Here is a 21,387-nt window from a genome sequence, read left to right on the forward strand (position 1 = left end):
AACCGACCAGAGCTTCGCAGCCATCATCCTTCTCGCAGCCGCCGTCATCAACTCGCGATGAATCTCAACAAGCCTTAAAGCGCGTCGCGTCGAAACGGATTCATGCGACGCGCTTTAGGTCTTTGTTGATGCATGTCGTTCTCCCAAAACCGAGGTCACTTTTGGGGGACTTGCTTCAAACCACAGCCATGATCACATGTGCCTGAATTTTGGCGGCAACCTCGCCGCTGCCATGTCTGTCCGCAATCGCGGATGCGGCATAATCCGTTGCAGCGTCCAGTTTCCCCGGATCCCTGGCCTCGATTTCGGTGCGAAGAACAGTTCCCTGGCAATAGGCAACGGCCGGAAGGCGCGGCGAGGATGCACGGCTTTGTTCGGCTCTCGTCTCGATCACCACTTGGGAAAAACCGGCGTCCTCCAGCTCACTGCGGATGAGTGCCTTATCGTGGTAGCCGTGTGGCGTGCGTGCCAGAAAGCGCGGCGGATCGTCGGGAAAAATCCCTGCCAGCGCATTGGTGACATCATCGGCAAACACATTCTCCTCGATGCGATCCCAGACATTGAACAGAAAATACCCACCGGGCTTCAGGACCCGCTTGGCCTCGCGATAGGCAGACAGGCGGTTGGGGAAGAACATCGCGCCGAACTGGCAACAGACGAGATCGAAAGCCGCATTTTCAAACGGCAGCGCCAGCGCATCGGCCTGGCGCCAGTGGATACGGCCGTCGGGAGCCTGTCGCGAAGCGGCATAGTCTAGCATCGGCTGGTTGAGGTCGGTCACGACATAGCTCGCGCCAGGGGGCAGTTTTGGCGCCAATGCGCGGGTGACGACCCCGGTGCCCGCCGCGACTTCCAGAACGGCGCTGGGTGACAAGGAGGCCGCTCGTCGTGCAAGGTCCGTGGCGAACGGCTCGAAAATCAACGGCACCATGTAGCGGTCGTAGTTTTCCGGAATCGAGCCGGAAAAGAGCTTGTCGGCTTCGTGCATGACGATCACCCACCATGTCTATGGCGCACAGCCTAGCACATGCTTGCAGGTCCTTGGACACGATTTCCGAAAAGAGCGGCTACCGCTCTTCCGCGATCGTGGTGACCTTGAATTCCGGCAGCCAGTGCAGGGCCGAGCGATGCCATATCTGTTGTGTCGGGACGAGATCCTCGCGTTGCCGCGCGGTTCCCGCCCTGATCCCATACACCTTCGGACCGTCGCCGACCGACGTCGCGTAAAGATGCGAACCGCAGTCGCCGCAAAAGGCCTGGGCGCGCTTGGCGCCACTTGCTCCGGTCTTGATATAGATTCTTGGCTTGCCCCGAGTGATCCGGTAGTGATCCTCGGGTGCGGGAACGGTGACGCGAAAGGCGGTCCCGGTCAGTTGCTGGCAGTCCGTGCAGTGGCAGATCGAGGTCTTCTCCGGGTCGACCTCCGCTTCATAGGTGATGGCGCCGCAATGGCACCCGCCGTCGATCCTCATCGTTGCTCCTCCAAAATTCATCCACTGATCTTAGCGGAGCAGGGCGGTGGGGCAACGGCGGAATGCTGGTGTAAGGCCAATGTCGCCCAGAACTGACCTCGGCTTTGGGAGAACGACCAGGCATGAAAACAAGGAATCTAAAGCGTGTCGCAGAATCCGTTTCCACGCGACGCGCTTTAGTCGGACGCGGATTCGATCACCTTGCGCCGCTGCTCCCAGGTGCCGGTGGTCTGCGGTTTGACGAACAGCCGCGTGATCTCCGGCATCTCCTTCTTCAGCCGCGCCTCGATGCGTTCGACACAGGCTTCGATCTCGGGTGCGGTCAGATGGTCCTCGAACTCGATGCTGAGGCCAGCCACGATCTCTTCCGGCCCCATGTGGACGGTCAGGACTCCGTTCGCCCGTTGCACCGCCTGGTCCTGCTGGACGATCTCCAGCACGCGTCTCTGCACTTCGGGTGAAGCCGGCTCGCCGATGAGCAGCCCCTTGCTTTCACGGGCCAGGAAAATCGCCGTCGCGCCGAGGATAAGCGCGATGCCGATCGAAGCCACGCCGTCGAGTTCCGGCATCTCCAGCAGCTCCGCCGCCAATATGCCGGCAAAGGCGACGGTCAGGCCGAGAAGGGCAGCGCTGTCCTCGAACAGAACGGTATAGACGCTCGGATCCTTGCTCGATTGCGCGGCCTCCAGCCAGCCTTCTCCGCCCTTGTGCCGGCGAAATTCCCTCAGCGCCACCAGCCAGGAGGTGCCCTCGAACAGGAAGGACAGGCCGAGAACGATATAGTTCACCTTGACGTTGGCGGCAGGCTCGGGCGCCATGATGTGGATGATGCCCTCGTAGAGCGAAACGCCGGCGCCCAGCGCGAAGACGAGAAGAGCGACGATGAAGCTCCAGAAATAGAGCTCGCGGCCATGTCCGAGCGGATGCGTGCGGTCGGCCGGGCGCGCGGCACGGTGCATGCCGTAGAGCAGGAGGCCGCCATTGCCGGTATCGACCAGTGAATGGACGCCTTCCGATAGCATCGCCGAACTGCCGGTGAAGAAGGCGGCGCCGAATTTGGTCAGCGCGATGGCCAGATTGCCGGCCAGCGCCGCATAGATGACCGTTTTTGAGCCGCCGTGCCCGGCCATCGTTTCCTCGCGGTTGCCGATGCCTGAGCTTAGCTCCCCGTCCGCCGAAGCTCCACACTATCCTGAACGCACGAACAGCCGATGCGTTCAGGCCGCCCGTCGCCGGGCCTCTCAAACCGGTTGACAGGCATCCGCGGGGCGCAAGGCCGCAAACAGCCCTCTTGCTTAGAGGCGTTTCTCTTGTTTCACTTCACTTCCCACAATTGGAGGAACGAATCATGGCTAAAGGTGCGATGAAGGCGGGCAAGGAAGCCCGCAAGCCGAAAAAGGACGCCAAGAAACCCGCAGCCGCTCCGGCCCTCAAGGCGCCGCCGGTCAAGGCGATGCGGATCAAGGAAAAGTAGGTCTCGGCCAGCCGGCGCGGCGAGATCTCGCCGGCGGTATTCGACGATGCCGCCGGGCAGATGTTGATCGGGCGTCTGGACAACCCTATGTTTCCGGCGCGGGGACGACCCCGCGCCTCTCCGAAAATTCGGTCGGGACGACCCGCCCATTGTTTGATTGAGCATCCGAGGCAGGACTCTGTTTCCCGCCTAGTGCTCTGATGGAGGGTCTCCGATGTCCTGGACTTTTCTGTTTTTCGCCGGCCTGTTCGAAATCGGTTGGGCGATCGGCCTCAAATACACCGACGGCTTCACCAGGCTCGTTCCGACCGTGCTCACGGTCGCGTCGATGATCGTCAGCCTCACCCTACTCGGCCTGGCGCTGAAGGCGCTGCCCGTCGGCACCGCCTATGCGGTGTGGACCGGCATCGGCACCGTCGGCACGGCGCTGCTCGGCATCTGGCTGCTCGGCGAGCCGGCCACCGCGATCCGGCTCGCCTGCATCGCGCTGATCGTCTGCGGCATCATGGGGCTGAAATTCGCGGCCTGAGGGTGTTCCCTCGCCTCAGGGCCTGGCTCGAAAGTGAACTCGCCTGACATAGATGCCGGGCGACAGGATCGACAAACGCGAAAAAGGGCCGCGCCGTGGCGCGTCCCTTTTCCAGTGTACCTCGAGGCGATGCCGCGCTTAGCGGCCGGTAAAGCCGGGGGGGGCCCTGCCGGTGCGCGCCTTGCGCGCCGCGTAACGCGCGTCGCGCTTGGCCTTGCGTTCGGCCTCGTCGGCGAGCAGCCGGGCGATGCGCTCGGTCTCCTCGGCTTCGCGGATCTTCGCTTCAGCCGCGGCGGCTTCCTCGGCGGCGATGCGCGCCGCTTCGGCCGTGGCCTCGCGTTCAGCCTTCTCGGCCGCTTCGCGCGCCAGCTTTTCCTGCTTCAGCCGGGCCTTCTCGGCCTCACGTATTTCACGGGCCGCAAGGATCGCCTTGCGTTCGGCCTGTCGCGCCAGCACCGCGGGATCGTCTGCTGCCGGCTTTGACTTGAAGCGCTCCAGAAGCGCCTTCTTTGCCTCGTTCGCGGCATTGCGCCGCTCGAAAATATCTTTTTCCCTGTAGATAGCCAAGTCCACTTCCCTGAAGTCAATTCGCGAGGCTTACATACGCGCGAAAACCGAGAGTTCAAGCGCCAAATCGGTATGGCAGCCATGAATTTCTGGGCTGTTGCGCGCGGGAGACGCCTTTCCTTCGGAAATCGGCATGCACTGTTCATCGTCCGCCCTCTGGCGACGGGGCTGGCGGATCGCTACCTCTGAAGCGAAACGGAAAGCGGCGCGGTGGTTCTCTTCCCACGCCGCTTGCACTCTCGCGAACTCCGAATTCGCCGAACCAGGATGACATTGACATGGAACTCGGTCTTTACACTTTTGCCGACGTCAGTCCGCAGTCCGGCCCGGGCGCCATCGGACCACATGAGCGCTTGCGCAATCTGATCGAGGAGGTCGAACTGGCCGACCAGGTCGGTCTCGACGTATTTGGTCTTGGTGAGCATCACCGGCCAGATTATGCCACGTCCGCGCCGGTCGTCGCCTTGGCGGCGGCTGCCGAGCACTCCAAACGCATCAAGCTCACCAGCGCTGTCACGGTGCTGTCTTCCGATGATCCGGTGCGCGTCTTCCAGCAATTTGCCACGCTCGATCTTCTCTCGGGCGGCCGCGCCGAGATCATGGCCGGGCGCGGTTCGTTCATCGAATCCTTCCCGCTGTTCGGCTACAATCTGGAGGATTACGACGAGCTCTTCGCCGAAAAGCTCGATCTGCTGCTTGCCATCCGCGATCAGGTGAAGGTCACCTGGTCCGGCAATCTGCGCGCGCCGATCAACGATCGCGGCGTCTACCCACGGCCCTTTCAGGACAAGTTGCCCGTGTGGATCGCCATCGGCGGCACGCCGCAGTCCGCCGCGCGCGCGGGCGCGCTCGGCCTGCCCCTGGCGCTTGCCATCATCGGTGGCGAGCCGGCGCGGTTCGCGCCGCTGTTCGACCTCTACCGTGAGGCTGCCAGGCGTGCCGGCAGTGATCCGGCGGGCCTTGCCACCAGCATCAACGTGCATGGCTTCGTCGCGGACACGACCGAGCAGGCGGCCGATGATTTTTACGGTCCGCAGGCCGAAGTCATGAACCGCATCGGCCGCGAGCGCGGCTGGGGCCCGACATCGCGGGCGCATTTCGACCAGTCGCGCGGAACGAACGGCGCGCTTTTCGTCGGCAATCCCGAGCAGGTAGCCGAGAAAATCGTCGCCCAGCACAAGATCTTCAACAATGACCGCTTCTTGTTGCAGATGGCGATCGGCACCATGCCGCATGCCAAGATCATGAAGGCGATCGAGCTCTACGGCACCAGGGTGGCGCCAATCGTGCGCAAGGAAACGGCGAAATCAACGCCGGCGGTGGCGTCGCCCGTCGCCTGAACCCGCCAACTCTCGCCCGGGTGGCGCCCCGCTTCGCTTGGACCCTACGCGGTTGTCGCGCGACGATCTCGCGGCCATCCGAAGCCGGCTTATGGAACCTTGCCCGCAACTCCGCGTTTTGGCAGCGCCCGCCATGCGTCCATTGCCGGGTGGCAGGCAAGGGGAAATATGAAGACCGAGTCCGCCGCTTCGGGCGCAGGCACAGCCGCATCAGATGATCCGCGCGTCGAGGCCCGCGCCGACACGCATCTGATGCGATCGCTGCTTGTCGGCATCTTCATTTTCATGACCGTCTATGCGCTTTATTTCGCCCGCGCCTTCTTCATGCCCGTCATTCTGGCCTTCCTGCTGGCGCTGACGCTGACGCCGATCGTCCGGCTTTTGCGCAAGCACGGCATTCCCGAGGTGGCCTCGGCGACCCTTCTGGTGCTGCTCTCGATCTGCGTCTTCGCCAGCGCCGGTTACCTGCTGTCCAGCCCGATCATCGACCTCATCAACAACACCTCGTCCATCGGTCAGCAACTGGCCGAACGGCTGGCGCAGTTGCGCCGTCCATTCGAAAAAGTCATGCAGATCTCGCATCAGATCGAGCAATTGACCGAGACTTCCCAGGAACCCGACATACAAAAGGTCGCGGTCGCCCAGTCCGGCATTCTGTCGTCCGCCGCCAGCAACATCCTGTCGGCGGGAACCAGCCTCACCATCATCTTCGTCCTGTCGTTGTTCCTGCTCGCCTCGGGGACCATGTTCTACGAGAAGATCATCCAGTCTTTCGCCAGCCTCACCGAGAAGAAGCGGGCGCTGCGCGTCGTCTATGACGTCGAGCGCGAAATCTCGCACTATCTGCTCACCGTCACCATCATCAACGGGGGTCTCGGCACCGTCATCGGCCTTGGCCTGTGGGCACTCGGCATGCCCAACCCGCTGGTCTGGGGCGTCGCGGCGGCGCTGCTCAACTTCCTGCCCTATGTCGGTGCGCTGCTGACCATCGTGCTGGTCGCGGTGATGGCGCTGATCAGCTTCGACAGCATTTCCTACGCGCTTCTGGCGCCGGCCTTCGTGCTGCTCTGCGACATCGTCGAAGGCCAGTTCGTGACGCCGATGGTGGTCGGCCGGCGTCTGGAGATCAACGCGGTGGCGATCTTCATCGCGATTGCCTTCTGGTCGTGGCTGTGGGGCTTCGTTGGCGCCCTGATGGCTGTACCGCTGCTGGTGGTCATCAAGGTGTTCTGCGATCATTTCGAGGGGCTCGGTCATGTCGGCAATTTTCTCGCCGCGCAACAGACCGCCGTGGTGGAGGACGAACCCGAGGAGGAGGACAGCAAGGCCGCTGCATGAGCGGCACGCTGTGTTTGCGGCATCCTGACTGAATGCCTATATCCGCTCTGACAATGGCCGGTGCCCTTCCGATGAGTGATGTTTCCTTCGACCTCGACGCCTATTTCGCACGCATCGGCCATGCCGGGTCCAGGGATGTCTCGCTGGACACGTTGAAGACGCTCCATTTCCTCCACCCGCAGGCAATCCCCTTCGAGAACATCGATCCGTTTCTTGGCCGCCCGGTCCGTCTGGATCTTGCAGCGCTGCAGGACAAGATCGTCGTTGGCGGGCGCGGCGGCTATTGTTTCGAGCACAATCTCCTCTTCATGCATGCCCTGAAGGCGCTGGGTTTCGAGGTCGGCGGGCTAGCGGCGCGCGTGCTCTGGGGTCAGAACGAGGACGCCATCACGGCGCGCGGCCATATGCTTTTGCGGGTCCAGCTTGCTGGCAAGACCTACATCGCCGATGTCGGCTTCGGTGGCCTGACCCTGACGGCGCCCCTGCTGCTGGATCACGGCACGGAACAGAAAACCCCGCATGAGACGTTCCGCATCGCCGAAGCGGACGATCATTTCCGATTGCAGGCCGCCATAGGCGGCGACTGGCGCTCGCTCTACCGCTTCGATCTGCAGCCGCAATACGAGGTCGACTATTCCGTCACCAACTACTTCCTGTCGACCAACCCGACATCGCATTTCCTCACCTCCGTCATGGCGGCGCGCGCCGCGCCCGACCGGCGTTTTGCGTTGCGCGGTGCCAAGCTGTCGATCCATCACATTGACGGCCGCAGCGAGCAGAAGGACATCGCCACCGCCGCCGAACTCGCCGACACGCTGGAAGGCCAGCTCGGCATCATCATTCCCGACCGCGCGGTCTTCGAGGCCAGGGTGCGCAAGAAGAAGATCGTGGAGACCTCTGCATGACCGCACTGTCCGTTCTCGACCTGTCGCCGATCGTCGAAGGCAGCGATGCCTCGCACTCGCTGGCCAACTCGCTCGATCTCGCCCGTCATGCCGAGCGGCTGGGCTACAAGCGCTACTGGCTGGCGGAACATCACAACATGCCGGGCATCGCCAGTGCCGCCACCGCCGTGGTCATCGCCCACATCGCCGGTGGCACTAGGGCCATCCGCGTCGGCGCTGGCGGCATCATGCTGCCCAACCATGCGCCGCTGGTCATCGCCGAGCAGTTCGGCACGCTGGCCGCCTTGTTTCCCGGCCGCATCGATCTCGGTCTTGGCCGGGCGCCCGGCACCGATATGAATACGGCGCGCGCCTTGCGCCGCAATCTCGAGGCCGGCGTCGACAATTTCCCGCAGGATGTCGTCGAGCTTATGGGCTATTTCCTGCCTGCCGAGGAAGGCCAGCGCCTCAGGGCGGTGCCTGGCGAAGGCCAGAACGTGCCGATCTGGATTCTCGGATCGAGTCTCTACGGCGCGCAACTCGCCGCCATGCTCGGCCTGCCCTACGCCTTCGCTTCGCATTTCGCGCCGGCGGAGCTCGATCACGCACTGGACATCTACCGTTCGCGCTTCCAGCCGTCGGAGCAGCTCGACAAGCCGCATGTCATGCTCGGCCTCAACGTCTTTGCAGCGCCCACCGACGCGGAGGCACGATTGCTGTTCACCTCGCTGCAACAGGCCTTCGTCAATCTGCGCACCGGCCGGCCGGGAAGATTGCCGCCGCCGGTCGAGAACTATGACCGCGATCTCGACCCGATGGCCAAGACCATGCTCGGCCAGGCGCTGTCCTGCGCCGTCGTCGGCTCGCCCGAAACGGTCCGGCAAGGCATCGATGCGTTCGTGCGCCGCACCGGTGCCGACGAACTGATGGTCACCGCGCAGATCTTCGATCATGCCGCTCGCCTGCGGTCGTTCGAGATCCTGGCCGACGCCCACAAATCCTTGTCGCAGGCGGCCTGACTCCTTGTTTTCGTGCAATTCCGGACGGGAGCAATTGCACTGTTTTCCCGGAATTGTTCTTGGACACTTTTGCGGACGGCATTCTTTTGCTAAGGCGGGCCGTCTCCCTCAGGATCGAGCGTCGCCCCGTGAAAAATGACCATGACGCGCGAATGCAATTCGCCATCGAGCTGGCGCGTCGCGCGGGCGAACTTGGCCTCAAATATTTCCGCGATCTGGAAAGCCTGACCATCGAAAGCAAGGGCCATCAGGACCTGGTCTCGCAAGCCGACCGCGAGGTCGAACTGTTCATCCGCGCCGCCATTGCCGCCGACTATCCGCAAGACGGCATCGTCGGCGAGGAGCATGCCCCGGTCGACGGCGCGACAGGCTACGTCTGGGTGATCGACCCCATCGACGGTACCGCCAATTTCGTGCGCGGCATTCCGGCCTGGTGCGTGGTGATCGCCTGCGCCCGAGACGGAGAGACGGTTGTCGGCGTCATCCACGAGCCTTCGACCGGCGAGACGTTTCACGGAAAGCTCGGCGGCGGCGCCTTCGTCAACGGCAGGCCGATCAGGACGAGCCTGGCGACCAGCCTGGAGGAAGGGTCCGTGGGGGCCGGCTTCTCGAATCGGGCCGAGGCCGAGAACATCGCCGTGCTGATCAAGAAGATCCTCGCCGAAGGCGGCGTTTTCTTCCGCAACGCGTCCGGCGCCCTGATGCTTGCCTATGTGGCGTCGGGCCGGCTGCTTGGCTATGTGGAAGAACACATGAACGCTTGGGACTGTCTGGCTGGCATGCTGTTGATCGAGGAGGCCGGCGGCACGGTTCTGAAGGCGGATCCGAAGACGGTGCTGCGGAGCGGAACGCAGATCATCACGGGCGGCAAGGGCGTCTTTTCGAAGCTGCAGGCACTTTGTTCCGGCGTCTTCTAGCCCGATGCGCTGACGTTCGTTCAGGCACTCACGCTCTGCACAACCGCCCCCAGTGGCCGGCACGAATTGCGGATCATCAGCCGGCCCTTGAGCACCAGTTTGCGCGGCGGTGCGTCACGGTTGCCGGCGAGACGGTCAAGCAGCAGATTGGCCGCCTGTTCGCCTATCGCCTGCACGGGCTGCGCCACCGTGGTCAGCTGCGGCTGGAACACATCGGACCACGGAAAATCGTCAAAGCAGGCAACCGAAATGTCCTCGGGGCAGGAGAGGCCGATGTCACGGATCGCCTTCATGGTGCCGATCACCATCGGGTTGTTGGCCGAGAAGATCGCGCTCGGCCGGTCGTGCAGCGAAAGCAGCTGCATGGTCGCGTTATAGCCGTCGATCTCGTGGAAATTGCCGGAGCGGACCAGCTCTTCGGCCACCGGCAGTCCGGCGGCCTCGAGCGCCCCACGGTATCCCGTCATGCGGTCGTGCATGGGCGAAATGTCCGAAGTGCCGGTGATGTAGCCGATGCGCCGGTGACCGAGATCGATGAGATAGGTGATGGCGTCGAACACCGCGCGCTCGTTGTCGAGCACCACCGTATCGGTATCGACGCCCTCGCAGATGCGGTCCAGAAGCACCACCGGCACCTTGGCGTCGTCGACGATCCCCTTGAGGATCGCGCCGTCGCCGACACGCGCCACGATCAGCCCATCGACCATGCGGTCGAGCAACAGCCTGATCTGGTCGTCCTGGGTGTTCAAATCCTCGTCGGTGCAACACAGCATGACCGCATAGCCGGCGCGGTCGAAGGCCTGCTGGATGACCGAGACGACATCGGTGAAGAACGGGTTGGTGATGTGCGGCACGGTCAGCCCGATGGTGCGCGTCGTGCCCATCTTGAGGCTGCGGGCGATCGCATTGCGCTTGTAGCCGATATCGCGGATCGCCTGTTCGATGCGCTGGCTGAGCTCCGGGCTGACGGTCGCCGTGCCGTTGATCAGTGCCGAAACGGTGGCGACCGAGACACGCGCGGCTTCCGCCACGTGCAGCATCGTCGGTGCCGTGGATTTCCGCTGCCGCGTCCGCTTGGATGATGCCATTTTTCGAAACGTTTCGCCCGTGCCTGTTCGCTATACCTACGGAGTATCAAGGTTTTTCGCAAGAATTGAAAGGAGTCAATCCTGCCTTGTCAGATAGCGGCTTGACATGATCGAAACGTTTAGATTAGCGTTCGGGTCGAATTTGACGAAGACGGAAGGGAGGCCGCCATTGTCATGGAGCACAGCAGTTCCCTTTCCCCCGGGCATAACGCGCCAGCGGACCAGCCAGATACGGTTCTGAGCGCGGAGCATATTTCCAAGAGCTTCGGCGGTATTGCAGCGCTTAGCGACGTCCGCTTCGACCTGCGCGGCGGCGAGGTCCACGCCTTGATGGGCGAAAACGGCGCCGGCAAGTCGACGCTGATGAAAATCCTCTCCGGCGTCTATACCGGCTATGAAGGCACGGTCAGCATCGATGGCCGGCCGGTCGGCTTCGCCGGCGTGCGCGACGCCGAGGATGCCGGCATCGCCATCATTCACCAGGAGCTCAACCTGGTGCCGGAGCTCAGCGTCGCCGACAACATCTTTCTCGGCCGCGAGAAGCTGATCGCCGGGTTGATCGTCGACCGCAAGGCGAGCAGCCGTGCCGCCGGCGCCCTGTTGCAGCGGCTCGGCATCGAACTCGATCCCGAAGCCCGCGTCGGCGCCTTGCGCGTCGGTGAACAGCAGCTGGTCGAGATCGCCAAGGCACTGTCAATGTCGGCGCGCATCCTGATCATGGACGAGCCGACCTCCGCGCTGTCGCAGGCCGAATGCCAGCGGCTGTTCCGCATCATCCGCCAGCTTGCCGACAGCGGCGTCGCCATCGTCTACATCTCGCACCGCATCGACGAGGTCATGCATCTGGCCAGCCGGGTCACCGTCTTCCGCGACGGACGCCATGTGCTGACCAGGCCGATGGCCGAGCTTGACGAGAATGCCATCATTTCGGCGATGGTCGGCAGGGACCTGCTCGCATCCTCCCAAGAGGAGCGGGATATCGGCGGCGGGACTGTGCTTTCGGTCAGCGATCTGTCGCTGTCGAAGCCCGACCGCCAGGGCTGGCGGCAGGTGATCGACGGCGTCAGCTTCGATCTTGCCGCAGGCGAAATCCTCGGCATTGGCGGTCTGCTGGGCTCCGGCCGCACCGAGATCATGGAGGCGATTTTTGGTTCGGGCGATGGCCGGACCGGCGGCGAAATCCGGCTCGACGGCGCCCCCGTGAACATCCGCTCGCCGCGCGACGCAAGGCGGCTGGGCATCGCGCTTGTGACCGAGGATCGCAAGACGCAAGGCCTGCACCTGCAGGCCTCGATCACTGACAATGTGGCGCTGCCGCTGGTCGGATCGCTGGCGCGCTTCGGCATCCGCTCGCTGGCCGGCGAACAGGGGCTGGCGCGGCAGGCGGTCAAGGCGCTCGGCATCCGCTGCCAGGATATCGACCAGCCGGCCGGCACGCTGTCAGGCGGCAATCAGCAGAAGGTCGTCATCGGCAAGTGGCTGGCGACCAGGCCACGCGTGCTTTTGCTGGACGAACCGACGCGCGGCATCGATGTCGGCGCCAAGCGCGAAATCTATGACCTGATCTTCAGGCTGGCGCGCGAAGGCCTAGCCATCGCCGTCATCAGCTCCGAGCTGCCGGAACTGCTGCATCTCTCGGATCGTATCCTGGTGATGGCCGACGGCCGCCAGACCGGCATTCTTTCCCGCGAGGCGGCAAGCGAGGAGGCCATCATGCGCCTCGCTGCGCCGCGCCGTGCCATTTCGAGACCAGCCGCATGACTGCCCTGAAGCTCCTGTCCCGGACCAAGCTCTACTGGGGCTTGATCGCTATCTTCCTGATCGGCGTGCTGGGCTCGCCGGTGAGTTCCAAGGGCAACAACATCTTCCTGTCCTACGGCAACCTGCTCGACGTGCTGCGCCAGGTGTCGACCACCGGGCTGATCGCCACCGGCATGACGGCGGTGATCATCACCGGCGGCATCGATCTTTCCGTCGGCTCGCTGATGGCCATCTGCTCGGTGGTTTGCGCCATGCTGCTGACGGTTCCGGGCGTGACGCCGGGTGTCGTGCTTGGCGTGCCGACCGTTGCCCTGGTGGCGCTTTGCCTTGGCTTCGTCATCACCCGCTTCATCTTCCTCAACCTGGAAAAGTCCCGCGCCGGTCCGGATGCCGCCGCGCGCGATATCCGACTGAACAGCGCTCGGGGGCTGGTCACGCCGGCCATCGTCGGCATCGTGCTGTGCTGCTTGTCCCTTTGGTATCTGCTGTCGCAGATCGAGCCCAGATTCGGCGTGCTCGGCGTGCTGCTGGTGGCGCCCTGCGTCGGCCTGCTGTTTGGCGCCGTCAACGGCTTCATTATCGTTGGCGGGCGCCTGCAGCCCTTCATCGTCACCCTGGCGATGATGGTGACGGCACTCGGCATCGCCCGGCTCACCGCCGGCCAGAACAATGCGGTGCTGCCGGTCTATACCGGCTCGAACGCCACCGCGGATTTCGAAATGCTGCGCTCGCTGGTGTTCGGCGTCATCCCTATGCCCGGCCTGTTCTTCCTGGGCGCGATCCTGATCTACGGCGCGGTGCTGCGCTTCACGCCGTTCGGCCGCTATGTCTATGCCATCGGCGGCAATGAGGAGGCGGCCCGGCTCTCCGGCATCGCCGCCGGGCGCGTCAAGATCGCCACCTATGCAGTTTCCGGCCTGCTCGCCGGCATCGCCGCCGTGCTCTATGTGGCGCAGTACCGGCAAGGCAAGCCGGATGCCGGCGCCGGGCTGGAGCTCGACGCCATCGCCGCCGTGGTCATCGGCGGCACCAGCCTGATGGGCGGCCGCGGCAGTCTGACCGGCACCTTCTGCGGCGTGCTGATTTTCGGGCTGCTCTCCAACATATTGCAGCTCCACAATATCAACTCGAACCTTCAGCTGGTGCTGAAGGGAATGATCATCATTGGCACCGTGCTCGTCCAGGAGCGAAATGCCGGTGATCTCCTGGCCTATCTGCGCCTCGTACCTGCGTCCGTCAGGCGCGGGCAACCGGCGCGCAAGGAAATGGCCGCGGTCAAGCGGCCGTCGCAAGAGACCCCGTCTCTCAATCTCGGAGGAAACAAGAAATGAAACGACGTGACATGCTGAAGCTTGCCGCCCTCGGCGCGGCAATGCTGACCACCACCGCGCTGCTCTCCACCGGCCATGCCTTCTCCCAGGACAAGAAGTGGAAGATCGGCTTCTCGCAAGTGACGACCATCGAGCCCTGGCGCGCCCAGTTCAACAAGGACATCCTGGCCGAAGCCGCCAAGCATCCGGACGTCGAGCTGATCGTCACCGATGGCGAGGACAAGACCGAGAAGCAGGTCGCCGATGTCGAGAATCTGATCCGCCAGGAAGTCGACGCGCTGCTGGTGTCGCCGAAGGAATCCGCCGGCTTGACGGGCGTCGTGCAGCAGGCCATCGGCGCCAAGATCCCGGTCTTCGTGCTCGACCGCAATGTCGACACCAAGGACTACACCCAGTTCGTCGGCGGCGACAATAAGCTGATCGGCCGCGCGGCCGGCGAATATGCCGTCGAGCTGCTCGGCGGCAAGGGCAAGGCGGCGGGCAATGTCGTCGAGATCTGGGGCGGCATGGGCACCCAGCCGGCGCATGACCGCCATGACGGCTTCCACGAATTCACCGACAAGGAGCCGGGCATCAAGTATCTGCTCGACCAGCAGTCGGGCGACTGGAAGCAGGACCAGGCCTACAACATCATGGCGACCGCGCTGCGCAACAACGAGAAGATCGACCTCGTCTACGGTCACAACGATCCGATGGCCTACGGCGCCTATCTCGCCGCCAAGGACGCCGGCCGCGAGAAGGACATCAAGTTCATCGGCATTGACGGTCTGCCCAATGAAGGCGTGCAGCTGGTCAACAAGGGCGAGCTGACGGCGACCTTCACCTATGTGACTCCCGGCGCCGAAGGCCTGCGCCAGGCGATCAAGTTCCTCAAAGGCGAGAAGGTCGAAAAGACCATCACGCTGCCCACCGAGAAGATCACCAAGGAAAACGCCGCCAAGGTGCTGAAGGATAACGGCCTCTGAGGACTTGTGTGATGGGTTGGCGCTGCCCTCATCCACCTGCCGGGTGTTCGTCGTTCGAAAAGCCAAGCAATTGGCTTTTCGTCCGCTGCGCGGACCACTTTCTCAACTCCCCCGTCACCATACGGGGAGAAGTGTCCGGTGTCCGACCGGAAACATAGGTAACAGAATAGACCGATTGCATGGGTGCACGGACGCCGACAGCATGACGCGGATGCGCCAACTGCCTCGTCCAACCAACCTCTGCAGCCTGTAAGTCTGCTCTCAAGCCAGTTTCGCCAGCAGCTTCATGAATATGGCGATCTCCTTTGCCGAGAGCGGCGCCAGCGTTTCCCTGGTGATCTCGCGGGCCAACGGGATCAGGCGATCGATCGCGTCGCGTCCTTCCGCGGTCAGGTTGACCAGCAGCCGCCTTTTGTCGACCTCATGCTTGGAGAGTTCGACCAGGCCGCGCGCCTTCAGCCGGTCGATGACGCCCTTCACCGTCGCCGCATCCATGGCGATCAGCGTGCCGAGCTGGTTCTGCGAGGTCTCGCCGACATCGCGCAGCTTGGCCAGTGCCGCGAATTGCGGCGGCGTCAGGTCCGCGATATGCGCGGCGAAGATCGAGACGTGCCGCTGATGCGCCTTGCGCAGGATGAAGCCGACCTGCTCCTGCAGGCGGTAATCGTGATCGTCGGCCTCTTCGACCTCGACCAGCTTGAGCAGATTGTCCTCGCCGCTCACCGCAGCCCGTCCCAGGCCTTGATGTCTTCGGCCGCCAAGCCTCCCATACGATCGTGGACGCGCGGGCCGCAGGTCATGGCGAGGCAGAACAGGATTTCGTCGGGGCGCGGCCCGTCGCTGACGCCGACCTCCATGGCGTCGAAATGGCTGCGCACATAGGCGGCGTTGATATGGCCGAGCGGCACGTCGAGCCTTGACCCGAAGGCGCCGACCTTCTTGGCCGACGGCACGATCGCCTTCGCGTCGCCGAGCCGCTCGCGCATGGCGTAGCCGCCCGGCACATGCCAGAGCGCGCCGTGTTCCAGTTCGCCCGCGGTGCCGACAATCGCCCCCTTGCCGTAGCCGTCGATCTGTTTCACGTCGCCGCCGAGGGCTGCGATCAGCCGATCGGCGAGCAGCAGCCCAAGCGGCTTCAGATCGTCCATGGCGCTCTGCAAATCCTCGACATAACGCCCGGCGAACGGGTTCTTGACCACGGCCATTGCCGCGGCACGCCGGCGCGGCACTTCGGCCACCGGCCCGCCATCATGAAAGATCTCCTCGCTCAGCACCGCGATCTTGCGGACTGGAAACTCAGGCATGGGCAACTTCCTTCCGTTCATCCTTGTTGGGTGCGGCTAGCGCGACGGAGCCAGCGATACGGGCCTCACCGCCAAGAAAAAGCGCCGATCCGGCAATCAGGCCGCGCCGGCGAAAATCTTCGGCGACGGCAAGACCACTGTCCAGCGCCCGCGCCACCTCGCCAGGTGCAAGCGCGCCGACGCCTTGCGTCACCAGCCGCGCGCCAAGATCGCTGTCGGGCGACAGTTCACGTGCGGGCACGCGGCTGATGGCAGGATTGCCCGGCAGGTCCACCGCGTTGGCAATGAGCGTCGCCGCCGCATCGGCCTCGGCGCCGGTCCGCGCGAGCACTGTGACGGCGTCGGCAATGCCGAGCGAGAAGGAACGACCGCGCCAGCCACTGGTGGCGACGCCGTGAACGCCATCTTCCGCGCGAATGGTGATCCGGTCGGCCATGCCATTGCCGGTGCCGGCGACGGCCAAGCCCATAGACCGGCCCTTGCGGATGTGGAGAGCGCTGTCCCCGCCATTGTTGACATAGGCGCGATCGAGCCTGCGGCCGGCAAGCAGTGCGGCGAGCATTTCGTCGGCTACCGATCCTGCAACGGCGGCCATCGGTGTTATGAAGCACTCCGCCAAGGGTATCACGGCCGCTTCCATGCGGCGCGCCGTCGGACCATCAAAGGCGCGTGGCCGCAGGAAGAAGGCCGGAAGCCGCAATTCGGGAAGCTCTCTGACCAGCTCGATCAGGATCGTCTGGAAACGCGCGACGGCCTGCTCATAGGCCAGGCGGCATTCCTGCGCCTCACCAAACGCCTCGACGATCAGGTCGATCGGTCCATGGTGGAGATGCAGCCGCTTGCCGTCCTGCAGCCAATGCGCTTGCGGACCGTCCATCATCCGGCCCCGTTCGACGCGGCGCGCCGCAATTGCGCCAGTGGCGGCCAGGGATTGCTGCCCGGCGCGCCGGTGCCACGCCGGGGATTGAGATACTCGCCGCCCTTGGCGACGATATCCTCGACACTGCGGATTTCGGCCTCGTAGCCGCCGAGCCTGATGTAATCGTCACGGCGCAAGGTGAACTCGATCGGCGCCACCAGCGCCGGTGTCGGCACATAGCCGAAGGCGCCTTCGGGCACCCTGGTGACATCGACCATCAGCGTGATGCCGCCGCCAGGCCAGACATAGACCGGCGCGCCGCCGACCGTCACATAAGTCTTCAGGCCTTGCACCGAGCGGGTGAGGTTGACCGGGTTTTCGGTGACGCCGGCGCGCAGCGAACCGCCGGCGCCGCCAATGAACAGGACGGTGCACAGCGCCGGTTCGCAATTGTCCTCGATCAGCTCGACCGACTTCCGCAGTCGTTCGGGAAACGGTTTTTCGACCGGCTTCAGATCGTCGTCGAGTTCGTAATAGGCGAACTGCTCGCCGGTGGTCGAAACCATCAGCAGCGACAGGCCCGGCCGTGCGCCCTTCTTGCCGTTCCACGCGCCGAGGATCGACAGCGGGTCGGAAATGCTGGTGCCGCCCCAGCCGAGACCGGGCTCGGAGACCTTGAAGTAGCGGCCGGGCGTCGAACGGCGGCCGATGATCTTTATCCCGGTATCCTGCCAGCCCAGCACCTTGCCGGCCTGGTGCTCGGAAACGACGCCGGTGATGTGGTCGTCGACCACCACAACCTCGTCGACCAGCCCGCGCCACTGCGTGGCGAACATGCCGATGGTGGCCGAGCCGCAGCCGACGCGCATGCGGTGTTCCTGCTTGCCGTCGATGACAGGTGGTCTGCCGGCTTCGACGATGATGGTGGCGCCGCCGTCGATGGTGAGTTCCACCGGTTTGCGGTTGCACAGATTGAGCAGCGCGTCACACGTGGCGCGGCCCTCCGCTTTGGAGCCGCCGGTCAAATGATGCACGCCGCCCAGCGACAGCATCTGCGAGCCGTATTCGCCCGTGGTGACATGGCCGATCGCCTCGCCTTCGGCCCGAACAGTCGCGGTTTCCGGCCCGATATGCCGGTCGGTGTCGATCTTCACCTTGACGCCGCAGTACGAAAAAATGCCTTCGGTGACGACGGTGACAAGGTCGACGCCCTCGACCTCCTGGCTGACGATGAAGGGGGCCGGCTTGTAGTCGGGATAGGTGGTGCCGGCGCCGATTGCGGTGACGAAGCGGCGGCCGGTGTTGAGCAACTCGCCATTCCATGCTTCGCCCTCGGCGACGAACGGAACCATGGCGCCGCCGATCTCCGCCGCATGGTCGAGGATGGTCAGCGGGTCCATGCGCAGGATGCGGCCGCCGACATTGCCGTAGCGATCGCAGGCGCCGGTGCGGCCATCCGCGATGTAGCACATGACCGGGCAGGCATCGCAGCGGATCTTCTCCGCCACCTGCTTCTCGCCGGGATCATGGGTTTCGAAGCGTTCGGCAAGCTCGCTCATGGGCGTGCCTCCTTTTCGCGGATGGCGGCGCGGATACGCGTCGGCGTCGCCGGAATTTTTGTAACCAGAACGCCGGTGGCGTGGCGGATGGCGTTCAGGATCGCCGGCGCCGTCGGGATCAGCACATGCTCGCCTAGGCCCTTGGCGCCGAACGGCCCTTCGGGATCGGGGACCTCGACCAGGATGGTCTCGATCGGTGGCACGTCGCCGATCGTCGGGATGAGATAATCGTGGAGGTTCTCGGTGCGGCCGGGAATGTATTCCTCCATCAGCGCCATGCCGATGCCTTGCGCGATGCCGCCCTCGATCTGGCCTTCGACCAGCAGCGGGTTGATCGCCTTGCCGACGTCGTGCGCGGCGGTGATGTTGATCAGCTTCACCGTGCCGAGCTTGAGGTCGACCTCGAGCTCGGCGATCTGCGCGCCATAGCCGTAGACGGCATAGGGCTTGCCCTGGCCCTTGGCATCCAGCGGCAGTGTTGGCGGATCGTAAGTTTCCTCGGCGCGGAAGACGAAGCTATCGGCATCGACGTCGAGGGAGGCGAGGTCGATACGGCGGGCGGCGTCACCCTCGAGGATGAGGATGGCGGACCCGTCCAACTGGAGCGAAGCGTTTTCGGAGACATTGGCGTAGCGCAAAATGGTTTCGCGCAAGGCGCGGCCAGCCTTTTCGGCCGCCTTGCCGGTGACGAAAGTCTGGCGCGAGGCTGAAGTCTTGCCGGCGTCGGGGCTGATCGCCGTGTCTGCGCCCTTAAGCCGGAATTTTTCCAGCGGCAGTCCAAGCGCGTCGGCGCAGATCTGCGTGATGACGGTGTTCGAGCCCTGGCCGATGTCGACGGCGCCCTGGTGCAGGATCACATCGCCCGAAGCCGCGATGCCGACCCGGATCGTCGACGGATTGGGCAGCGAGGTGTTGCCGCAGCCATACCAGCAGGACGCCAAGCCAACGCCGCGCTTAATGTCCGCGTGGGTAGTGTTGAAGGCGTCCGCGTCCGCCGTCGCACGCCGCCAGTGGGGCCGCAGCGCCTCGAGGCATTCGGCGATACCGACACCGGACTCCAACCTCTGTCCGGTAACCGTTTCGGAGCCGTTCCGAAGGCAGTTTATCAAACGAAAATCGAGCCGGTCGACGCCGAGCTTGCCGGCCAGCTCATCATAGAGCGTCTCCTGCATGATGGTCGCCTGCGGCACGCCGAAGCCACGGAAGGCGCCCGAGATCGGACCATGCGTATGGATGGCGCGGCCCTCGGCCCGGTAGTTCGGCGTCGCATAGGGGCCGGATGCATGCACGGGCACGCGGTTGGCGACGGTCGGCCCCCAGCTTGCATAAGGGCCGGTGTTGAAATCGCCGGCAAAGACCATGCCGGTGACATGACCATCGGTGTCGGCGCCTATGGTCGCTTTCATCTCGGCCGGATGGCGCTTGGTGGTCGACATCATCGATTCGTTGCGGGTGTAGGCCAAGGCTGCCGGGCGTCCCGTCTTCAATGCGACAAGGCCGATCAGCGGCTGCAGCGAAACGTCGAGTTTCGAGCCGAAGCCACCGCCGGTCGCGGTCGGCACGATGCGCACCTTGTCGACGGCAAGGCCAAGCACCTTCGCGGTATCGTCGCGGTCCATGTAGGGCGCCTGCGTGCAGGCGACGACGACCAGCGTGTCGTCGTCCATATAGGCATGGCCGGCCTCCGGCTCAATATAGGCGTGCTCGACATAGGAAGTGTCGATCGCGCCCGACACGGTGACGGCTGCATTGGCGAGTGCGGCTTCGGGATCGCCGCGTTCGACGAAGCCCTTGGTCAACAGGTTGGCGGGGCGGTTGTCATGGATCAGCACCGCACCTTCGGCTTGCGCTTCGCCGACATGCAGCACATGCGGCAGCTCGGTCCAACGGATGGGGAAATCCGACAGGTCGAGATCGAGGATCGCCTCGCGCTCGCCCGCGACCAGCGCCACCGCCTCGCCGCGCAGCCGGGCAAAGCCTTCGGCCAGGGCCGGCTGGTCGGCGAACGGGCCAATCACACCGAAACAGTTCTTTCCCGGAATATCGGCAGCCGTGAAGACACCGACGACGCCGGGATGGCTCTTTGCCCAGCCATCGAGATCGCCGAAGACGAAGCTGGCATGATAATGCGGCGAACGGACCACCAGAACGGCAAGCGCATCGGCAGGGAATGAATCGCCGCCGAATTTTTCGTCTCCAGTGACTTTCGGCACACCGTCGAGCCGGATCGGCGAGGAGCCGACGGCCTTGCCCGAGGCCGGCATCCTGCGATCGAGGGCGAGATCCAACGATTGCTGTTGGCGCTGCCCCTCACCCTTACCCTCTCCCCGTGAAAAACGGGGAGAGGGGGTCGCCAGCGATGCGGCCATTCCCTTCTCCCCGTCACTTGACGGGGAGAAGGTGCCGGCAGGCGGATGAGGGGCAGCGCCTGCATTCGAAAACTGTTCAGCATTCATTACCGCCGCGATGATCTTCCGGTATCCGGTGCAGCGGCACAAAATGCCGCCCAGCGCGTCCTGCACCTCGGTCTCGGTCGGTCTGGGTTTCGTCTCCAGCAGCGCCGTCGCCGCGACCAGCAGCGCCGGCGTGCAGATGCCGCACTGCGCCGCGCCATGCACGAGGAAAGATGATTGCAGCGCCGACAGCCGGTCATTGGCGAGGCCTTCGACCGTGGTCACCGCCGTGCCGGCGACGGATGCCGCCGGCATCAGGCAGGCGCAGACCGGATCGCCGTCGACCAGCACAGTGCAGGCGCCGCAATCGCCGGCGTCGCAACCGACCTTGGTGCCCGTCAGGTGCAATTCGTCGCGCAGCACCAGGGATAGTCGGCGCAATGGGGGAACATTGACAGAGACGGCAGCGCCATTGACCGCGAAGGCGATGTCGGAGCGTTCAAGGCCGAGGCCCGGTGGAACTCCGCCCGGATCGGTCCGGGTTTCGCTGACGTCAGGCAGGACCTGGCTCATGTCAGGCTGAGCTT

At 64.2% G+C, this 21,387-nt stretch carries 20 protein-coding genes; 10 read left to right on the forward strand and 10 right to left on the reverse strand.

Annotation, left to right across the window (positions count from 1 at the left end; all coding sequences use genetic code 11):
* Positions 1 to 175: 175 nt before the first annotated feature.
* From FJ930_RS22725 to FJ930_RS22735, 3 genes are all read right to left on the reverse strand, one after another.
* Positions 176 to 988, reverse strand: coding sequence for a class I SAM-dependent methyltransferase (locus FJ930_RS22725; protein ID WP_141840188.1), 813 nt, complete (start codon positions 986 to 988; stop codon positions 176 to 178).
* 79 nt (positions 989 to 1,067) lie between these two features.
* Entirely contained in the window at positions 1,068 to 1,472 is a 405-nt protein-coding gene (locus FJ930_RS22730; protein ID WP_141840189.1) for a GFA family protein, read from the reverse strand.
* 176 nt (positions 1,473 to 1,648) lie between these two features.
* Positions 1,649 to 2,602, reverse strand: coding sequence for a cation diffusion facilitator family transporter (locus FJ930_RS22735; protein ID WP_141840190.1), 954 nt, complete (start codon positions 2,600 to 2,602; stop codon positions 1,649 to 1,651).
* 218 nt (positions 2,603 to 2,820) lie between these two features.
* Between FJ930_RS22735 and FJ930_RS30770 the strand changes: the two genes are divergently transcribed.
* Positions 2,821 to 2,946, forward strand: a complete 126-nt coding sequence (locus tag FJ930_RS30770) for a hypothetical protein (protein WP_081294138.1) — start codon at positions 2,821 to 2,823, stop codon at positions 2,944 to 2,946.
* A gap of 214 nt (positions 2,947 to 3,160) precedes the next feature.
* Complete coding sequence (gene sugE, locus FJ930_RS22745) at positions 3,161 to 3,475, forward strand: quaternary ammonium compound efflux SMR transporter SugE (RefSeq protein ID WP_010912766.1); 315 nt, start codon at positions 3,161 to 3,163, stop codon at positions 3,473 to 3,475.
* A gap of 138 nt (positions 3,476 to 3,613) precedes the next feature.
* On the opposite strand, the gene FJ930_RS22750 is transcribed toward sugE, so the two are convergent.
* On the reverse strand, positions 3,614 to 4,042 hold the full coding sequence (locus FJ930_RS22750) for a DUF6481 family protein (RefSeq protein WP_141840191.1): 429 nt from the start codon (positions 4,040 to 4,042) through the stop codon (positions 3,614 to 3,616).
* 278 nt (positions 4,043 to 4,320) lie between these two features.
* On the opposite strand from FJ930_RS22750, the gene FJ930_RS22755 reads away from it, so the two are divergent.
* From FJ930_RS22755 to FJ930_RS22775, 5 genes are all read left to right on the forward strand, one after another.
* Positions 4,321 to 5,382 carry an LLM class flavin-dependent oxidoreductase gene (locus FJ930_RS22755; RefSeq protein ID WP_141840192.1) on the forward strand — a complete coding sequence of 354 codons (1,062 nt, stop codon included), beginning with the start codon at positions 4,321 to 4,323 and terminating at the stop codon, positions 5,380 to 5,382.
* 168 nt (positions 5,383 to 5,550) lie between these two features.
* Positions 5,551 to 6,720: an AI-2E family transporter gene (locus FJ930_RS22760; RefSeq protein WP_140743974.1), complete on the forward strand. Its 1,170-nt coding sequence runs from the start codon at positions 5,551 to 5,553 to the stop codon at positions 6,718 to 6,720.
* Positions 6,721 to 6,791: 71 nt separating this feature from the next.
* On the forward strand, positions 6,792 to 7,625 hold the full coding sequence (locus FJ930_RS22765; protein WP_140743976.1) for an arylamine N-acetyltransferase: 834 nt from the start codon (positions 6,792 to 6,794) through the stop codon (positions 7,623 to 7,625).
* Positions 7,622 to 8,623: an LLM class flavin-dependent oxidoreductase gene (locus FJ930_RS22770; RefSeq protein WP_141840193.1), complete on the forward strand. Its 1,002-nt coding sequence runs from the start codon at positions 7,622 to 7,624 to the stop codon at positions 8,621 to 8,623. Before FJ930_RS22765 ends, FJ930_RS22770 begins: the two co-directional genes overlap by 4 nt.
* A 128-nt stretch (positions 8,624 to 8,751) precedes the next feature.
* Positions 8,752 to 9,540, forward strand: a complete 789-nt coding sequence (locus FJ930_RS22775) for an inositol monophosphatase family protein (protein WP_141840194.1) — start codon at positions 8,752 to 8,754, stop codon at positions 9,538 to 9,540.
* A 20-nt stretch (positions 9,541 to 9,560) separates the two neighbouring features.
* Here FJ930_RS22775 and FJ930_RS22780 read toward each other — a convergent pair whose 3' ends face one another.
* Positions 9,561 to 10,580: a LacI family DNA-binding transcriptional regulator gene (locus FJ930_RS22780; RefSeq protein ID WP_141840195.1), complete on the reverse strand. Its 1,020-nt coding sequence runs from the start codon at positions 10,578 to 10,580 to the stop codon at positions 9,561 to 9,563.
* A gap of 222 nt (positions 10,581 to 10,802) precedes the next feature.
* Here FJ930_RS22780 and FJ930_RS22785 point away from each other — a divergent pair, with 222 nt between their 5' ends.
* From FJ930_RS22785 to FJ930_RS22795, 3 genes are read left to right on the forward strand one after another with little or no spacing between them, the layout of a single operon-like run.
* The gene (locus tag FJ930_RS22785) at positions 10,803 to 12,389 is read left to right on the forward strand and encodes a sugar ABC transporter ATP-binding protein (protein WP_141840196.1); all 1,587 of its coding nucleotides are present in this window, start codon (positions 10,803 to 10,805) and stop codon (positions 12,387 to 12,389) included.
* Positions 12,386 to 13,720, forward strand: a complete 1,335-nt coding sequence (locus FJ930_RS22790) for an ABC transporter permease (RefSeq protein WP_141840197.1) — start codon at positions 12,386 to 12,388, stop codon at positions 13,718 to 13,720. Before FJ930_RS22785 ends, FJ930_RS22790 begins: the two co-directional genes overlap by 4 nt.
* Positions 13,717 to 14,685 (forward strand): substrate-binding domain-containing protein, encoded by a 969-nt coding sequence (locus FJ930_RS22795; protein ID WP_141840198.1) that lies wholly within the window; start codon positions 13,717 to 13,719, stop codon positions 14,683 to 14,685. The genes FJ930_RS22790 and FJ930_RS22795 overlap by 4 nt, the downstream gene beginning before the upstream one ends.
* Positions 14,686 to 14,946: 261 nt before the next feature.
* Here FJ930_RS22795 and FJ930_RS22800 read toward each other — a convergent pair whose 3' ends face one another.
* From FJ930_RS22800 to FJ930_RS22820, 5 genes are read right to left on the reverse strand one after another with little or no spacing between them, the layout of a single operon-like run.
* Complete coding sequence (locus tag FJ930_RS22800) at positions 14,947 to 15,408, reverse strand: MarR family transcriptional regulator (RefSeq protein ID WP_140743988.1); 462 nt, start codon at positions 15,406 to 15,408, stop codon at positions 14,947 to 14,949.
* Entirely contained in the window at positions 15,405 to 15,989 is a 585-nt protein-coding gene (locus FJ930_RS22805; protein WP_141840199.1) for an amino acid synthesis family protein, read from the reverse strand. The genes FJ930_RS22800 and FJ930_RS22805 overlap by 4 nt, the downstream gene beginning before the upstream one ends.
* A complete protein-coding gene (locus FJ930_RS22810; protein ID WP_141840259.1) occupies positions 15,982 to 16,866 on the reverse strand; it encodes a UPF0280 family protein in 885 nt (294 codons plus the stop codon). Before FJ930_RS22810 ends, FJ930_RS22805 begins: the two co-directional genes overlap by 8 nt.
* Positions 16,866 to 18,407 carry a 6-hydroxynicotinate reductase gene (locus tag FJ930_RS22815; protein WP_141840200.1) on the reverse strand — a complete coding sequence of 514 codons (1,542 nt, stop codon included), beginning with the start codon at positions 18,405 to 18,407 and terminating at the stop codon, positions 16,866 to 16,868. The genes FJ930_RS22810 and FJ930_RS22815 overlap by 1 nt, the downstream gene beginning before the upstream one ends.
* Complete coding sequence (locus tag FJ930_RS22820) at positions 18,404 to 21,373, reverse strand: molybdopterin-dependent oxidoreductase (protein ID WP_141840260.1); 2,970 nt, start codon at positions 21,371 to 21,373, stop codon at positions 18,404 to 18,406. Before FJ930_RS22820 ends, FJ930_RS22815 begins: the two co-directional genes overlap by 4 nt.
* Positions 21,374 to 21,387 lie beyond the last annotated feature (14 nt).

This window comes from Mesorhizobium sp. B2-4-15 (assembly GCF_006658505.1).
GTDB lineage: Bacteria > Pseudomonadota > Alphaproteobacteria > Rhizobiales > Rhizobiaceae > Mesorhizobium.

Excerpts from the sequence above, each read along its gene's own strand:
- FJ930_RS22725 (WP_141840188.1), bottom strand. The coding sequence starts at position 988 with ATGCACGAAGCCGACAAGCTCTTTTCCGGCTCGATTCCGGAAAACTAC.
- FJ930_RS22730 (WP_141840189.1), bottom strand. The coding sequence starts at position 1,472 with ATGAGGATCGACGGCGGGTGCCATTGCGGCGCCATCACCTATGAAGCG.
- FJ930_RS22735 (WP_141840190.1), bottom strand. The coding sequence starts at position 2,602 with ATGGCCGGGCACGGCGGCTCAAAAACGGTCATCTATGCGGCGCTGGCC.
- FJ930_RS30770 (WP_081294138.1), top strand. The coding sequence starts at position 2,821 with ATGGCTAAAGGTGCGATGAAGGCGGGCAAGGAAGCCCGCAAGCCGAAA.
- sugE (WP_010912766.1), top strand. The coding sequence starts at position 3,161 with ATGTCCTGGACTTTTCTGTTTTTCGCCGGCCTGTTCGAAATCGGTTGG.
- FJ930_RS22755 (WP_141840192.1), top strand. The coding sequence starts at position 4,321 with ATGGAACTCGGTCTTTACACTTTTGCCGACGTCAGTCCGCAGTCCGGC.
- FJ930_RS22760 (WP_140743974.1), top strand. The coding sequence starts at position 5,551 with ATGAAGACCGAGTCCGCCGCTTCGGGCGCAGGCACAGCCGCATCAGAT.
- FJ930_RS22765 (WP_140743976.1), top strand. The coding sequence starts at position 6,792 with ATGAGTGATGTTTCCTTCGACCTCGACGCCTATTTCGCACGCATCGGC.
- FJ930_RS22770 (WP_141840193.1), top strand. The coding sequence starts at position 7,622 with ATGACCGCACTGTCCGTTCTCGACCTGTCGCCGATCGTCGAAGGCAGC.
- FJ930_RS22780 (WP_141840195.1), bottom strand. The coding sequence starts at position 10,580 with ATGCTGCACGTGGCGGAAGCCGCGCGTGTCTCGGTCGCCACCGTTTCG.
- FJ930_RS22785 (WP_141840196.1), top strand. The coding sequence starts at position 10,803 with ATGGAGCACAGCAGTTCCCTTTCCCCCGGGCATAACGCGCCAGCGGAC.
- FJ930_RS22790 (WP_141840197.1), top strand. The coding sequence starts at position 12,386 with ATGACTGCCCTGAAGCTCCTGTCCCGGACCAAGCTCTACTGGGGCTTG.
- FJ930_RS22795 (WP_141840198.1), top strand. The coding sequence starts at position 13,717 with ATGAAACGACGTGACATGCTGAAGCTTGCCGCCCTCGGCGCGGCAATG.
- FJ930_RS22805 (WP_141840199.1), bottom strand. The coding sequence starts at position 15,989 with ATGCCTGAGTTTCCAGTCCGCAAGATCGCGGTGCTGAGCGAGGAGATC.
- FJ930_RS22810 (WP_141840259.1), bottom strand. The coding sequence starts at position 16,866 with ATGGACGGTCCGCAAGCGCATTGGCTGCAGGACGGCAAGCGGCTGCAT.
- FJ930_RS22815 (WP_141840200.1), bottom strand. The coding sequence starts at position 18,407 with ATGAGCGAGCTTGCCGAACGCTTCGAAACCCATGATCCCGGCGAGAAG.
- FJ930_RS22820 (WP_141840260.1), bottom strand. The coding sequence starts at position 21,373 with ATGAGCCAGGTCCTGCCTGACGTCAGCGAAACCCGGACCGATCCGGGC.